At 58.3% G+C, this 15,155-nt stretch carries 12 protein-coding genes; 5 read left to right on the top strand and 7 right to left on the bottom strand.

Annotation, left to right across the window (positions count from 1 at the left end):
- Positions 1-7 precede the first annotated feature (7 nt).
- The 4 genes from AADW57_RS02240 to AADW57_RS02225 form a co-directional block, all read right to left on the bottom strand.
- A complete protein-coding gene (locus tag AADW57_RS02240; RefSeq protein ID WP_341668432.1) occupies positions 8-832 on the bottom strand; it encodes a carbon-nitrogen hydrolase family protein in 825 nt (274 codons plus the stop codon).
- Positions 833-889: 57 nt separating this feature from the next.
- Entirely contained in the window at positions 890-1,735 is an 846-nt protein-coding gene (locus AADW57_RS02235; protein ID WP_341668431.1) for a serine hydrolase, read from the bottom strand.
- Positions 1,736-1,753: 18 nt separating this feature from the next.
- A complete protein-coding gene (locus tag AADW57_RS02230) occupies positions 1,754-3,166 on the bottom strand; it encodes a gluconate:proton symporter (protein ID WP_341668430.1) in 1,413 nt (470 codons plus the stop codon).
- A gap of 126 nt (positions 3,167-3,292) precedes the next feature.
- The gene (locus AADW57_RS02225) at positions 3,293-4,777 is read right to left on the bottom strand and encodes an N-acyl-D-amino-acid deacylase family protein (RefSeq protein ID WP_341668429.1); all 1,485 of its coding nucleotides are present in this window, start codon (positions 4,775-4,777) and stop codon (positions 3,293-3,295) included.
- A 106-nt stretch (positions 4,778-4,883) separates the two neighbouring features.
- On the opposite strand from AADW57_RS02225, the gene AADW57_RS02220 reads away from it, so the two are divergent.
- Positions 4,884-5,828, top strand: coding sequence for a LysR family transcriptional regulator (locus tag AADW57_RS02220; protein ID WP_341668428.1), 945 nt, complete (start codon positions 4,884-4,886; stop codon positions 5,826-5,828).
- Here AADW57_RS02220 and AADW57_RS02215 read toward each other — a convergent pair.
- Positions 5,806-6,867 carry a LacI family DNA-binding transcriptional regulator gene (locus AADW57_RS02215; RefSeq protein ID WP_341668427.1) on the bottom strand — a complete coding sequence of 354 codons (1,062 nt, stop codon included), beginning with the start codon at positions 6,865-6,867 and terminating at the stop codon, positions 5,806-5,808. The two genes, AADW57_RS02220 and AADW57_RS02215, sit on opposite strands and share 23 nt — an antisense overlap.
- Before the next feature lie 159 nt (positions 6,868-7,026).
- On the opposite strand from AADW57_RS02215, the gene hisD reads away from it, so the two are divergent.
- The 3 genes from hisD (at position 7,027) to AADW57_RS02200 (ending at position 11,764) form a co-directional block, all read left to right on the top strand.
- On the top strand, positions 7,027-8,334 hold the full coding sequence (hisD, locus tag AADW57_RS02210; RefSeq protein ID WP_341669641.1) for a histidinol dehydrogenase: 1,308 nt from the start codon (positions 7,027-7,029) through the stop codon (positions 8,332-8,334).
- A 128-nt stretch (positions 8,335-8,462) separates the two neighbouring features.
- Entirely contained in the window at positions 8,463-10,712 is a 2,250-nt protein-coding gene (locus AADW57_RS02205) for an arylsulfatase (protein ID WP_341668426.1), read from the top strand.
- A gap of 74 nt (positions 10,713-10,786) precedes the next feature.
- The gene (locus tag AADW57_RS02200) at positions 10,787-11,764 is read left to right on the top strand and encodes a Bug family tripartite tricarboxylate transporter substrate binding protein (RefSeq protein WP_341668425.1); all 978 of its coding nucleotides are present in this window, start codon (positions 10,787-10,789) and stop codon (positions 11,762-11,764) included.
- 113 nt (positions 11,765-11,877) lie between these two features.
- Here the strand turns inward: AADW57_RS02200 and AADW57_RS02195 are convergent, their stop codons facing one another.
- Together AADW57_RS02195 and AADW57_RS02190 are read right to left on the bottom strand one after the other, a co-directional pair.
- Positions 11,878-13,125, bottom strand: coding sequence for a type II toxin-antitoxin system HipA family toxin (locus AADW57_RS02195; RefSeq protein WP_341668424.1), 1,248 nt, complete (start codon positions 13,123-13,125; stop codon positions 11,878-11,880).
- Positions 13,109-13,429, bottom strand: a complete 321-nt coding sequence (locus AADW57_RS02190) for a helix-turn-helix domain-containing protein (RefSeq protein ID WP_341668423.1) — start codon at positions 13,427-13,429, stop codon at positions 13,109-13,111. Before AADW57_RS02190 ends, AADW57_RS02195 begins: the two co-directional genes overlap by 17 nt.
- A gap of 411 nt (positions 13,430-13,840) precedes the next feature.
- On the opposite strand from AADW57_RS02190, the gene AADW57_RS02185 reads away from it, so the two are divergent.
- A complete protein-coding gene (locus AADW57_RS02185) occupies positions 13,841-15,154 on the top strand; it encodes an NAD(P)/FAD-dependent oxidoreductase (protein WP_341668422.1) in 1,314 nt (437 codons plus the stop codon).
- Position 15,155: the final 1 nt, after the last annotated feature.

Below are 15,155 nucleotides of genomic sequence, written 5' to 3'. Positions count from 1 at the left end.
CGAAAGATCAGGAAGGAATAGGATACAGGTCGCCACGACGATGGTTCCAGGCCGGCAAAGATGTGCGCAGCTGCGCCACACGCGCCGGGTCCAGATCCGCGCAGATATAACCGGGCTGATCCGGCATGCAGGCCAGCACCGTGCCCCAGGGGTCGATAATCATGCTGCGACCCAGACACGGCAAAGCCGGTCCGGGACCGCCGATCTGCGCCGCCGCCAAGACATAACACTGATTTTCAATGGCGCGGGCACGCAGCAAGACTTCCCAATGGTCGCGGCCCGTGTGTACATTGAAGGCAGCCGGCACCACCAGCACATTCGCTCCCCGCGCCCGCAGGCTGCGGAACAGTTCGGCAAAACGCAGATCGTAGCAAATGCTCAGGCCCAGCGTCAGCTCGCCCATCTGCACGGTCTGCACCTGCCCGCCGTGACAGAAGTCGTCGGATTCGCGGTATTCCAGGCCGTTCACCACGGCGTCATACAAATGAACCTTGCGGTACTGCGCCACAATGGACCCATTGGGGGCAAAGGTTACGCCCGTGTTGCCCAGACGATGATCGTCGGGCCGGCGTTCGTGCATGGACCCCATATGAATCCAGGCCCCGGTGCGTCGGGCCAGATCGGCCATATGCTCGGTGACCAGGCCCGGAATGGGTGTCGCATTGTGCTGCAGCCAGTCAGTATCGCCGCGCACATCGCTGTATTCCGGGGTAATAATCAGTTGCGCCCCGTCCCGGGCCGCCGCCAACACCCACTGTTCAATCTGTTCCAGGTTGGCATTTCGGTCACGGCCGCTGTCCAGTTGGATCAGGGCCACGCGTGTCGTAGACATAGTATTTCCTTCTTACAGGCCCGGCACGCCGGGCCTTAGCATTCGGGCAGCACCAGATCAGTCCTGCAGCGTCTGGGCAACATGCACAGCCAGCCGCGCCAGCACGCCCGCGCCTTCGCCGCCGTACAAGGTCGTGCTGGTACGGCCATCGGTAAAACCATCGGCCAATACCGCCAAGACGACACTGCGGCCGTCCACAGTCAAAATACCTGCGTCGTGACGCAGGCCCGGCAACGAACCGGTCTTGTGCGCCAACTGCGCCTGCGCCGGCAAAAGCGCGGCAAAATGGCTGCGTTCGCGCTGGTCGGCCAGCATCTGCAGCCCTTCGCTGCGCAAGGCCGACGGCAAAGCGGGGGAATCCAGCAGGTACACCAAAGTCGCGCAGGCATCGGCCGCGCTGGTCCAGTTGTCTTTACCCTGCTCGCGGGCTTGAGCATCCATCATGTGACGTTGCAGATCGGTCTGTTGCAGTCCGGCCTGACGGCTCCATTGATTGATGCGCGCCATGCCCAGCAGATCGATCAAGGCATTGGTAGCCACGTTGTCGCTGAGCATAATCATCAATTGAGCCAATTCGCGCAACGTCAGGGACTGCACGCTGGGCAACTGCCCCAGAATACCGGTGCCACCGGCTCGCCCCGACGCCGGTAAGGCGCACGTTTGTTCCAGGCTCAGACGCCCCTGGGCCACTTCTTCCAGCAGACACAGCAGCATGGGCACTTTGATCAGGCTGGCCGACGGCATGGCGCGCTGCGCCTGCCAGTCGAATAGGGGCTGACCATCGAGCGTGCGCACCGCCATGCTGATACGGGCCGACTCCTGCCGCAGCAAGGGTTCCAGACTGTGCTGCAGGCGACGGCCCAGCGTCTGCGCGTCCAGCGGTTTGTTTCCAAGGGCGAACATAGGCACTCTCCGTATCGATCAGACCAGAATCGTGAACAGAACGGCAAACATCAACAAGTTGATGATCATCACGGCCCAGCCGTTATACAGCATGTATTTAAGCTGGGTGGAACGCGCCAGCCCCATCTGGCCGAACATATCCGACGAGGGGAAAGGGCCGAACCAATCGATTTGCGAACTACCCAGAATGACGGCCGTGGTGGCGGCCGGGCCCACGCCGGCAGCGGCCAGCAGCGGTCCGAAAATCTTGGCGGTAAAGGTCATCTGCGCCACGGCGGCACCGGGAATATGGCCCACCACGTTAAAGCCGACAATAATCATGCACAGCGCCGCGCCGCTGATACCCACCAGATACGGCTGCACCGCATCGAGCAAGGCATGGTAGGCATTGAGCTGATCGACCAGCACCAATACAGGGTTGAACAGCCAGAACAGGAAAAAGATCCAGATCAGCTTGCCCGCACCGGCATACATGGCCTGCAGGATCTCGCGCGGATTCAGGCCGCCGGCCAGACCCGTGACCGCGCCCAGCGACACCATCACGATAATCGCAAAGGCAAAGCCGGCCTTGGCCATGATGCCCACCACGGCCAGGGTGACGATGGTTGCGCAGAACGCCCAAGCCGCACGCACCGCCTTGGGCGACACTTTGGCGTTCAAATCGAACGCGGCAGCGCCCAGGGCGGCTTCTTCGTACTGGAAATCCTTTTCGGTCATTTTCTGGATACGACCAGACATGAACCAACCGGTCAGCAGCGTGGCGGCAGCCATAGGCAGACCAGCCACGGTCAGGTATTCCATATAGCTCAAACCCGTCAGGCCCGTTACCGTGACCACGTTAGGCGTAAACGGTCCCAGAACCAGACCGGCAGAACCCGCGCTCTGGAACAAAGCGGCCACGGCAGGCGGAGACAGGCGCACGGCCGCCGCGATCGGGATGACCACCGCCGCGATAATCGCGTTGCCGCCGGCCAAGGTGCCCAGCGCGCCACAGATCAGGGTCGAGGTCACCATGATCCCCAGGCGCACACGCACCGGATTGGACAAACCGATGCGCTTGACGATGGCCCGCACCAGTTGTTCGGCTGCCCCCGTGCGCGCAGCCACTTCGCCCACGCCCGCCCCCAGCACGATGATCAGACCGACCACGGCAATAAAGGAACCCAGCGATTCGGCCAGCAGCTTGCCCATGGCAATCGGTGTGGTGCTGGTCATGATGGCCCCCAGCACAATCGCACCGATGGTCGCCAGCACAATGTCCACGCCGAGCAGCGCGATGACGGCAAACACCACCACCGGCGTCAGTCCCCATAAAGAGGTCTCGCCGGGCAAATAAAAATGGGTATACAGGGCAATGGCCAGCCCGATCAAATACACCACCATGGCCGCATTGCGCTTGCCGGTAGGTGCCTGTTGCTGAGTTAAAGTCATGACGTCTCCTTTACGATCCTCGCACGCCGACCCATGACGGAGCCGGCCCAATTGTGATGCAATGCGCCCCGCCCTGGTCCTGGACCCAAGCGATGGCTGTTCTTTTCTTGTCCAGAGCCCGCCGGCCTATGGCCGGCCCGGCTCCTGCGCCAGGCTTTGCGCCCGGGCGGGGAAAGCCCGGGTCAACACCTGACCGGGCCGTTGCTGTGGCGCCTGCGGATGCACTTGCACGCCATTGACGAACACAGCCTGCACACCCTCGGACGGCAGCGTAGGCTGCTCCCAGGTTGCGCAATCCTGTACGGTATCGGGGTCGAACACCACCACATCGGCCCAGGCTCCGGGGCGCAATACGCCGCGATCCTGCAAACCGAACACGGACGCAGGCAGCGCGGTCATCTTGGCAACGGCCTGCTCCAGCGGCATCAAGCCATCCTCGCGCACATAACGGCCCAGAATGCGGGTAAAGCTGCCCCATAGACGCGGATGCGGATGCGCATCGGCTGGCAGGCCGTCAGAGCCCACCATGCAGCAGGGATGGCTGAAAATACGCTGCACTTCCTGCTCGTCCATGGCGAAATAAATCGCGCCTGCCGGCAGCAGCTTGCGCGCGGCGGCTTCGCGGTCGCAGCCCCACTGCCGGGCAATGTCGGCCAGGTACTGGCCGTTGCATTCGGGATGTGGCTCGGACCAGGTGATGCGAATTTTCTCTATGGTGTGGGCGCGCTCCGGGATCAGAATGGTAGAGCTGCCCGAATACGGATAGATGTCCAGCGCCGCCTGCAAACCCGCCGCGCGCGCCTGATCGATATTGGCCAAGGTATGTTCGCTGCGCCCCCAATTAGCCGGCAGCATACATTTGTGATGCGACACCAAGGTGGCGCAATCGGTCTGGCGACCCACATCCAGCACTTCCTGCACCGACTCCTGCACGGTATCGCCTTCGTTGCGGATATGGCTGGTGTGCAGCGAACCACGTGCGGCCGCCACCCGTGCCAGCCCTTCCAGTTCCGCGGCTTGGGCCATGCAGCCCGGCTCGTAAGCCAGCCCAGTACTGAACCCGACTGCGCCCTGCTCCAGGGCGCGATCCAGCACCGCTTGCATCTGCGCCTGCTCCTGGTCGGTAGGCGTGGCCATCGGGTCCGCCATCACGGCCATGCGTAAATTGGCATGGCCGACCAAGGCCGCCACATTGATCATGGGCCGCAAGGCCTGAACGGCCTGGACATACTCGGCCATATCGGCAAACAAGGGCGATTCGCCCAGCAGGGCCAGGGCCGCCGCCGAATTGCCCGGCAAAGGGGCCGGAAAACCGCTGACGCCGCAATTGCCCACCACCACCGAGGTAATGCCCTGACTGGTTTTCCAGTCCAGAGCGGGTTTTTCAATAAACATCAGGTCATCATGACCGTGCGTATCAATAAAACCGGGGGCCACCACTTTGCCATCGGCATCCAGGCTGTACTGGGCCGACCAGGCGCTCAGATCGCCCAGGGCAACAATGCGCCCGTCGCGAATGCCCAGGTCGCCACGCCAACGCGGTGCGGCCGTTCCATCCACGATCCAGCCATCCGAAATCTTGACGTCCAGCCTGCGGTCGTCTGCCTGCATACCACTCTCCACGAATCCCCCCACGAACGCAGGCGTTGAGCGTATTATCCAAAGGCATGATTAATATTAAAAATTGTTTAAGTTAATGGATTGATCGCAAATAGAGATGGATAGACTGCCCAAACACATTACGCTGAAACATCTGAACGCCTTTGTGGCCGTGGCTCAGGAAGCCAGTTTTACCCACGCGGCACGCCGCCTGTTCCAGACCCAGTCGTCTGTCACCGGCCTGATTCAGCAGTTAGAGGCGGCACTGAACACTCCCCTGTTCTCGCGCACCAGCCGGCGCGTCACCCTGACCCCGGTAGGCCAGGAGTTTCTGCCGCGCATGACCCGTCTGCTGGCCGATTTCGATGGGGCCATCGGCGATGTCATGCGCTACGGCGCACTGAAAAGCGGTCGCGTCAGCGTGGCGGCGGCCCCATCGGCCATTACCGATCTGATCGCGCCGGCCGCCTTTACCTTCTCGCAGCGCCACCCCGCCGTGCGCCTGTATCTGCGCGATGACAACTCGGGCCGCATCCAGCGGCAGGTCGCCGCCGGCGAAGTGGATTTCGGCCTGACCAGCCCGTGGGCAGACGTCCACGGACTGGACAGTCAACCCTTGCTGGAAGACCAGTTCGGCGTGCTCTACCGCAGCGACGACGATCAGATCAAACCCGATGCCCGGGGCACTGTCAGCTGGAAAGCCTTGGAACACCGCAAGCTGGTGGGTGTGGTCGACGAGACCGGCATCATGGCCGTGCTGCAATCGCGAGCGGATCTACCCATCGAAGCCGCCGCGCCTTTCTACGAGGCATCCAGCACCACATCTCAGGCGGCTCTGGTCCATAGCGGCCTGGCCATCGCCTTGCTGCCCGCCCTGGCCGCCCACCGCGTGCTAGTGCCCGGCCTGTCGTTCGCGCTGCTGCGCGCGCCCAAACTGGTGCGCACGCTGTGCCTGATGTTTCACCAGGACCATGCGCCCACTCCAGCCGCGACAGCACTGGCTCAAGAAGTGCGTGCCTATGTCAAGAACGCCGAGCTGCCTAAAGGCTGTCGGGCTTTATAGATTTTTCTGTGTCCCAGGCCGCCGTCGTTTCACGCTGAATAAGATGAATAGGCAGTACATCACGCGATCCTGTCCCAGGTATCACCCCATTAATCCGGTCCAACAATCTGCGCGCCGCGGTATGGGCCATTGTCTCAACGGGCTGCCTGATCGTAGTCAGTGACATGACATGCGTACCCGCCAGGGGCATATCATCAAACCCCAAGACCGATAACTGATGCGGCACAGCAATTCCCTTACGCTTGGCCGCTTCCAGCACCCCCAGGGCCATCGTGTCATTGCCCGCAATAATCGCAGACACAGGATGCGAAGCAGACAACAACGTCACCGCACTTGAGTAGCCGCTTTCCATGGTGTAGAGCCCATGAATCAACGGAACAGTCTGCCGCTCGATTCCCTGACCTTCCAACCAGGACAGGGCACCTTCCGCCCTGTCCCGGCTGGTCGATGTATTGCGCGGCCCCATCACCAAACCAATCCGTCGATGACCCAACTCAAAGAGATGGCGGGCGGCTTCTGCGCCCGCATGCACATTATCAATCTCGACTGTATCGATTGTCGGGTCATCGACCGAACGAATAACCAGCACCAAAGGGATCACGCGGCGCTTTAACTCCGCCACAACGGGCGAATCCAAGGTCGCCGTTGCCAGGATCAAGCCATCCAAATACCCATCTACCAATGGGCGCAGCTTTTGCAGGCAATTAGATTCACTCATTGAGTCAATGATAAGAATCATGTGATAACCCGCCTCGTCGAATGCGTCGTGCAAATGAGCAATCAAAGAGGTGATAAATGGGTTGTGCAACGCGCCGACCACCACACCAATAATTTTGGTCGCTGATTTTCGTAATTTCCGGCCCTGCATCGGCATGCGATAGCCTAACTGCCCGGCCGCTGCCTGCACCGCATCACGCGTTGCTTCGCTGATTGCAGGATGCCCAGACAAGGCCCGCGAGACGGTAGAGATAGCCACCCCTGCAAGCTCTGCTACATCTTTCAATGTGTTTTTTCGAGAGGATAGGTCGTTGTGTTTCATTGCACACTCATGATTTAGGGGTTTCCACTCATTATTTGCATTACATTTGCACCATTATTTGCACAATAATTTATGCAAACAGCTGGTGTAAATATATCAATATTTGCATTGACAGCACAGCCCAGATGCTCGGCATCTCATCTCGAAAAAGGAGTAGTCATGGTCCGGTTCCTGAAGGAAGGTCGCACCGAGGAGCAGTCCGAATCCGACGCAGCCCGCGTTCAAAGTACCGTCAGCAATATTCTTGCCGACATCAGTAAGCGAGGCGACGACGCCTTGCGCGAATACTCCCAGAAATTCGACCAATGGGCACCGGAATCATTCAGGTTGACCGATGAACAAATACAAGCCTGCATCGCACAATTGAGCCAAGGCCAACTTGATGATATTCGTTTTGCACAAGAGCAAATCCGCAACTTTGCACAGTTGCAGAAAGACTCTATGCGAGATATTGAAGTAGAAACACTGCCCGGAGTCATACTGGGCCATAAGAATCTGCCTGTTGAAAGCGTGGCCTGCTATGTCCCAGGCGGAAAATTCCCTCTTGTCGCCTCGGCACACATGGGCGTAGTCACTGCAAAAGTTGCTGGCGTAAAGCGGGTCGTCGCCTCGTCGCCCGCCGTCAACGGCAAACCATCGCCTGCGGTCGTCGCTGCCATGCATCTGGCCGGAGCGGATGAAATTTATACCTTAGGCGGGGTTCAGGCGATTGGCGCATTCGCCATCGGCACTGCCAGCATTGAACCGACAACAATGGTTATCGGGCCGGGCAACGCCTATGTAGCCGAAGCCAAACGCCAATTATTCGGAAAAATCGGCATTGATTTGTTGGCTGGCCCCACTGAAACGCTGGTTATTGCCGACGACTCGGTCGATGCCGAACTGTGCGCCACCGATCTGCTGGGCCAAGCCGAACACGGGTACAACACCCCTGCTGTGTTGATCACGAATTCGGAAGAACTGGCTCGGGCGACCATCAAAGAAATCGACCGTTTGCTGCAAGTGCTGCCGACGGCGGCAACAGCAGGAGTTTCCTGGCGGGATTATGGGCAAGTCATCGTCTGCGATAGTTACGAAGAGATGGTCGAGCAAGCAGACCTGATCGCCAGCGAGCATGTACAAGTCATGACGCGCGACCCCGACTACTTTTTGCAGAACATGCAAAATTACGGAGCCCTTTTCCTGGGCGCGCGCACCAACGTCGCGTACGGGGACAAAGTCATCGGCACCAACCATACCCTACCCACCGGCAAAGCCGCCCGGTACACAGGCGGACTATGGGTCGGAAAATTCATCAAAACATGCACTTACCAGAAAATACTGACCGACGAGGCCTCCTCTTTGGTCGGCCGGTACTGCTCAAGACTGTGTGATATTGAAGGCATGGTCGGTCATGGCGAACAAGCCAATATCCGTGTGCGCCGATATGGGAACGAGGATGTTCCCTACGCTGGGGTTGCGAGGTAAGCACATCAAAAAAACATGCACGCGCGCAGCGCCAGACGCTGCTTGCGCTGCATCACTATAGAGACAGCTCATCTGGGCTACAGCGATAGCCCAGAGCATCCGACCAGATCAATAGCATAGAGACAGCAATGACTAAACCTGCCGATCAATTCAAAGGCACCATAGGCCGCACATATCGGGACTCGACGCCCTGGTGGCCAGCCAAGCCTGCAACACCGAACAATGCACCGAATGTCTTGTTTGTCGTGCTGGACGATGTGGGTTTTGCCGACCTAGGATGCTACGGTTCGGAAATTGCCACCCCACACATGGACCGCCTAGCTGCACATGGAGCGCATTATTCAAATTTCCATGTCACCTCGATGTGTTCGCCCACTCGCGCCTGTCTGCTGACAGGCCGCAATTCGCACGCCGCGGGTGTCGGCATTATTGCAGAATGGTCCAGCGGGTATCCGGGCTATACCGGTCAGGTCGGCAATAACGCCGCCACTGTCGCAGAAGTACTGGGCATGAACAGCTACTCCAATTACGCAGTTGGAAAATGGCACTTAACCAATATCGCGGATTACGGCGCTGCCGGCCCGCACGATAACTGGCCCTTAGGCAAAGGATTTAATCGCTGGTACGGTTTTCATGGCGCTCTTACTGATCAGTGGAACCCCGAACTGTGCCAAGACAATCGTCCCATCGAACTGAACGCAACGGGTGATTATCACCTCAGCACGGATCTGGTCGACCACGCGATGACCGACATAAAGGATCATCTCAGTTCAGCTCAAGGACGACCGTTCTTCATGTATCTGGCTCTTGGTGCCTGCCACTGGCCACACCACGTGCCAAAAGAATATATCGAGCGCTACAAGGGCCGGTATGACTGCGGCTGGGACACCATCCGCGGCCAGCGACTACAAAAACAACGGACGCTGGGCATCGTGCCGCCTGAAACTGAGTTGGCCCCACTCAATCCGGGTGTACGGCCTTGGAACGACTTTCCAGCCGAAGAACGGGCATTGCTGGCACGCCTGCAAGAAACCTATGCGGGCTTTCTGGAGCACACCGATGAGCAAATCGGACGCTTGATCGCTTACCTTGAGGACATCGGCCAACTAGACAATACATTAATTGTTCTGCTGTCGGACAACGGTGCCAGCCCCGAGGGAGGTCCAACCGGTGCGATCAACTTGCGCAAACACATGGTATACGAGCCCGAATCCCCACAAGTGGGCATCCAATACCTGGACAAGATCGGCAGCGAACTGGCGTACAACCACTACCCAACAGGTTGGGCGCAGGTCTCGAATACCCCGTTGAAGTGGTACAAGAAAAATGTGCATGGCGGCGGAGTCCGCGCACCTTTAATCATGCACTGGCCTGGCCACATCGCCGACCCTGGCGTCCTGCGAGAGCAATACCACCATGTCATCGACATTGCCCCGACGCTGTACGAGATTATGGATATCCAGGCACCGGAACAATACAAAGGCGTCGCCCAACTGCCCATTCATGGCGTGAGCATGCAGTACACGCTGCGCCACTGCCATGCGCCAACCCAAAAGGACACCCAGATTTTCGAGCTGCTTGGCGACCGTGCCATATGGCATCACGGCTGGAAAGCCGTCTCAAGGCATCCGAAAGGCGCTGACTTCGATCTTGATACATGGGAGCTTTATCACCTGTCTGAAGATTTTTCCGAAGCGCACGACCTGGCCAGCCAACATCCCGAGAAACTACAACAACTGGTGGCCCTCTGGTGGGAGCAAGCAAACCAATACGGTGTACTGCCCCTTGATGATCGTGACTGGGAACGTGCGGCCGAACGACTCAAAATGAACCAGACGCTCAACTACGAATTCCATAGCAATATGGCACGCGTAGACAGAATGCAAGCGCCTGACATCACAGACCGCAGCTATACCATCACCGCCACTTTTACCGCCGGCCCGGAGCCGCTCAATGGCGTACTACTGGCTTGGGGAAGTCATTTTGGCGGTTTTGTGTTGTATATGAAAAATAACCGCATCCACTACGAGTATGTGTATTCCGAGTCGGTCAGCTACCGCCTCGAGGGTTCATACCCGACCACTCCTGGCCAATCCACCGTCAAACTCCATTTCAATCGAACCGGGAAGCAGGCGGGACAGATCACGCTGATAGCCAATGACGCCGAAATCGGCAAAGTCGACATCCCAAAAACATGGCCGACGCATGGCACCACCGCTGGATTGAATTGCGGTCAAGATGCAGGTGCGCCAGTCAGCTTTGCCTATACCAAACCATTTCGCTTTAACGGCACCGGTCTAACCGTAAAGGTCAGTCTAGCAACAGATAGCGAAAGTGAAAGCAGCGCCGCCTATGCGGCTGCACTCAAAGAGCAATAAGCCATCAATCGGCATCGCGCAAACCTGGCTGCCACACCGTATGGCAGCCATCATTTAAAACACAAGGAGACATTATGTGGAAAGCATTCTCACGCTCACTCGCTGTTGCGCTCGGCTTGGCCACCGTATTGCCCACTGCTCCGGCGCAGGCGGCATACCCCGACAAGCCGATCCGTCTGATTGTGGCATTTTCACCAGGCGGGTCGGCTGATATCCTGGCTCGCCTGCTCGCTGAAAAAATGGCCGTCGATCTAGGCAAGCCAGTGATTGTTGAAAACAAAGCCGGAGCCAGCGGGAACATTGGCGGCGACTTCGTGGCACGTGCGGCACCCGACGGCTATACGCTCTTGCTGGCATCCGCTGGCCCAACCGTCATTAATCCAAGCCTGTATCCCAACATGCCTTACCAGCCATCCAAGGATCTCGCGCCCATTTCGTTGTTGGTCAAGGATTACAACCTGATGGCCATCAATGCATCCATTCCGGCAAAAAATCTGCAGGAATTTATTGGCTACGCAAAGTCCAACCCCGGAAAACTAAGTTTTGGGTCACCGGGCACAGGCACTCCGGCGCACCTGGCCGGCGAGCTCTTCAATCAACAAGCGGGGGTCCAAGTGCTGCATGTTCCTTATAAAGGAACAAACGCGGCCGTTACCGACCTGATCGCAGGCCATATCGACATGATCATAGATAATATGCCCCCGCTGCTGCCCTACGTGCAATCGGGCAAACTGCGCGCCCTGGCCGTTGCCGGTGAGCAGCGCGCACAGCCCATGCCCGATACGCCAACCGCCAAGGAGGCCGGGCTGGAAGGATTTGTGATTACAGCCTGGAAAGGGCTCATGGCACCTGCCGGCACCCCACAGCCCATTATCGAACAGCTTCACGACTCGGTCGTCAAGGCACTGGCCGACCCGAGCATGAGCGAACGCCTGCAAGGGCTGGGAGCCGAGCCAATCGGCAGCACCCCGGCCGAATTTGCAACTCAAATCCAAAATGACACGCGCTGGTGGGCGGCGCTGATTCAGTCAACCGGAACCAAACTAGAGTAGCACAGCGTCTCTGGCCCGCTGGCACAGAACTGCGCCCGATTCCTTGATCGGGTCCAGTTCTGCGCGCCGCTCACAAATCAGCCTAGTCAGGCATGTGCCAGGCCCCTGAGCGCTTACTGCCGCAAGCGCCCAAGCCCGGCCGCCAATCGACTCTCCATCAGCACCGTCAGCGTGTCCCCGAATAAGGGTTTGACATCCTCAAAGCATGCTTCGATACGCTCTAGCAAGGCGTCAAGCAGATCACTTGCCTGGTCATGCGAGGCCAGCCCAAACGCACTGGCGTCACGTAGCGCATTGAATCGGCTAATCGCACGTTCCCCAACACTTAACTCCATCGACAAGTAGCCAGGGGCAAAGTCCGGATTCGGCACGACATCGAACGCAGGGGCCAGACGCCAGCGGCCTTCATCATGTACGTAATAAATTGCATGATTACGCGGGTGATCATCATCATTACCAATCACGGCATTGAAAATCATCCGACAATACAACTCGATCGAATCTTCGGGCGGCGCACCGATCAATGCCAGGGTTTTCGCCAAAGAGGGGTAGCTCCATGCAGACGAGCTCGCCTGTCCCGGATATTCAGTTTGCAGCAGCGATGCAGCACTCAAAGCCATGACTCTACGGTCACCGTTCCGATCAAACCTCAACGAGCGCAACACGCTCAATGCCGACTTGCTATCCGAAGGGGTGTACACCGTCTGGGCAAACCGCATCCCTGCCGCCGTGCCCCATTCTTGGGTCGCATGCTCCAATCGAGGAATATCCTCGGTATCGGACGGCAACCGAGGTTTAACAATCCAGAACTGCGGCCCATCACGTACTGTCGCTTTAGGCCTAGCTCCTCCCAGGCTGGGTGTCGCCATCAGTCGACGCCGCAATTTCGCATCCACCGGCGGTCGACTTAACTGCATCGCCAACAGTTCTTCCGTCAACTTGCCAAGGTCGGCAATAGAGGGCGACGCCAATTTCGCGACTGAGGGTTTAGGGCTAGTGCCTACCGCCAAAGCCCCCCATCTGTCTTCGTTATCCGCTTTAAGCAAATACGCATAATGGGGGGCGTTATCCGATAAGCCATGCTGTCTCTGAATTAACAATCGCCCCCACGCATCCGGACAGGCATCACGCAAGACATCATGCAGACCACCATAACGTCGGGCCTCAGCCGGCTCAGAACGATTTAATGGCAAATTAACCGGATCGATAGACCAGGTATAACCCGCTTCCAGATAACTCGGCGCATACACAAATCGGCCCGTCTCGCCGACCATATCATGGCTATATCGCCCAACTGTGACCCACTCCCCGGTGTCTGGGCGCTGCAGATAGACGTACAAAGGCTTAGAAGTAGTCATCATCGTCCTTTACGGGTCTTGCGCGCGCGGCCGGGTCGCCGCCGATCCAATGCGATGCGGGCATGGGCACGACGTGATCGAGCAGGCCCAGGGCCACGAGCGCGGTCAGGTATGTGCCTACGGCTATCGAGGGGTCGCCTTGTTCGAGCCGGCGCAAGGTGCTCTCGGAAACTTGAATACGGGAACAAAAAACCCGGGCCGTGACTTTTTGCGCCACCCGCTGCGTACGCACGCACCGTCCCCATGCGATAGCCCTTGCCTCGACAGCCGGCAAATAAAACGGATTTTTGTCTAATTTCCTAGGCATGATCCCGCTCAATATCGTTCATAGATTACTGATTATACTCAATAAACGATAATCTATGAACGAATCAAAATAGGGGTGAACTTCTGAAAAGTAAAAAAACAAGGCCATATCATCACAAAATACGCTTTTGTGTCGTCCCCGCTTGATGAAACTGGCTACCACCTGCTTGCGAAGCAACATCGGCCAAGTCGACGTCTGACTATCTTTTCATAGCGTAAACCCGACCTTTTCACACACAGCCGAACCGTCAAATCGTGTCGGACTGATGCGTCCACAAGGATTGCGCCACCTCTTTCTTGATACCTATACTATAAGTCTTGCTTATCTTGCTGGCGCAGGAAGTGATACTGGATGAAGCCGCAATAGTTTGGCGTTATACATCTGCCATTGTCTATTTTTCCGAGCTTCATAATGCCTATTACCCTGCCCCGTGATGACGGCCGCTGCGGCTGGTATAAACTGCTGACCCAGACACGGCCAAGCCGACAGGTGCATGGCCGGCAGCGCGCGGACGTTGTCATTGTGGGCGGCGGCTTCGTGGGCCTGGCGGCGGCGCGCGCCTATGCGCAACTGCGCCCGGATCATCGCGTGATTCTGCTCGAAGCGCTGAAAGTCGGCCAGGGTGCCTCGGGCCGCAATTCTGGCTTTCTGATCGATCTGCCCCACAAGCGCGACCTGGAATTGGGTAGCCTGGAGCGGAAAAAGAAGATTTATCGCCTGAATCTGGAAGCCATCGCCGATCTTAGGCACCATGTGCAACATCACCAGATCCAGTGCGACTGGGAAGAAACCGGCAAATATCAAGTGGCCGTCGGGGAACGCGGCATCGGTTTTCTGAAGAACTACGCCACTCTGCTGGATGACTTCGGCTACCCCTACACCATCATCGACAGCCAACCGCTGGCCGATGTGCTGGGATCGAACTACTACAGCCAGGCCATCCATACGGACAAATGCGTGCTGGTGCAACCGGCGGCGCTGGTCAACGGCTTGGCCGATACCCTGCCGGCCAACGTGGAACTGTACGAGGAGCACCCGGTGCTGGAGCTGGCCCGCCACAACAGCCAGTTCGACATCAGCACGCAAGACGCTGTCTTTACGGCACCCAAGGTCATTTTGGCGACCAATATCTTCACCAAGGAATTCGGCTACCTGCAAGCGCGCATGCTGCCGACCATGACTTACGCCAGCATGACCCGGCCACTGAGCACGGACGAAATGCGCGTCTTTCGACAGGTGTCGTCCTGGGGCGCAACGCCTGCCGACCACGGCGGCACGACCCTGCGCCTGAGCCGGGACCGCCGGCTCGTGATCCGCAACAGCTACCAGTTCGTGCCCAATTACCACGACGACCTGGGCACGCGCCGCGCCATTCGCGACAGCCATCTTCAGGGCTTGCGGGCACGCTATCCACAGTTCGAGAACCTGACACTGGACTACACCTGGGGAGGAGCCTGTGCGCTGTCCCGCAACTACCAGGCGTTTTTTGGCGAGCTCGACAAGCACCTGTTTTTCTCCGGCATTCACCAAAGCGTGGGAGCCACGCGCGGCACCATTACCGGCAAGCTGCTGGCGCATATGGCGCTGGGCGAGCACTCCGAAAGCCTGTCCGACATGCTGGAGATCAGCCAAAAGCCGGCCATCAACCCCCCCGAACCTTTTCTAAGCGTTGGCGTCAAGGCACGCATGGCTCTGGCCAGACGTGAATCCGCCAGCGAACTATAAG

Source organism: Alcaligenes sp. SDU_A2 (assembly GCF_038237375.1).
Lineage (GTDB): Bacteria > Pseudomonadota > Gammaproteobacteria > Burkholderiales > Burkholderiaceae_B > Alcaligenes.
Note: the sequence above shows the minus strand (reverse complement) of the source record. Positions and strands in the feature narration are given on the sequence as shown.

Coding starts and splice junctions, on each gene's coding strand:
- AADW57_RS02235 (WP_341668431.1), bottom strand. CDS start 1,735: ATGTTCGCCCTTGGAAACAAACCGCTGGACGCGCAGACGCTGGGCCGT.
- AADW57_RS02215 (WP_341668427.1), bottom strand. CDS start 6,867: ATGAAACACAACGACCTATCCTCTCGAAAAAACACATTGAAAGATGTA.
- AADW57_RS02200 (WP_341668425.1), top strand. CDS start 10,787: ATGTGGAAAGCATTCTCACGCTCACTCGCTGTTGCGCTCGGCTTGGCC.
- AADW57_RS02190 (WP_341668423.1), bottom strand. CDS start 13,429: ATGCCTAGGAAATTAGACAAAAATCCGTTTTATTTGCCGGCTGTCGAG.
- hisD (WP_341669641.1), top strand. CDS start 7,027: ATGGTCCGGTTCCTGAAGGAAGGTCGCACCGAGGAGCAGTCCGAATCC.
- AADW57_RS02220 (WP_341668428.1), top strand. CDS start 4,884: ATGGATAGACTGCCCAAACACATTACGCTGAAACATCTGAACGCCTTT.
- AADW57_RS02240 (WP_341668432.1), bottom strand. CDS start 832: ATGTCTACGACACGCGTGGCCCTGATCCAACTGGACAGCGGCCGTGAC.
- AADW57_RS02185 (WP_341668422.1), top strand. CDS start 13,841: ATGCCTATTACCCTGCCCCGTGATGACGGCCGCTGCGGCTGGTATAAA.
- AADW57_RS02205 (WP_341668426.1), top strand. CDS start 8,463: ATGACTAAACCTGCCGATCAATTCAAAGGCACCATAGGCCGCACATAT.
- AADW57_RS02225 (WP_341668429.1), bottom strand. CDS start 4,777: ATGCAGGCAGACGACCGCAGGCTGGACGTCAAGATTTCGGATGGCTGG.
- AADW57_RS02195 (WP_341668424.1), bottom strand. CDS start 13,125: ATGATGACTACTTCTAAGCCTTTGTACGTCTATCTGCAGCGCCCAGAC.
- AADW57_RS02230 (WP_341668430.1), bottom strand. CDS start 3,166: ATGACTTTAACTCAGCAACAGGCACCTACCGGCAAGCGCAATGCGGCC.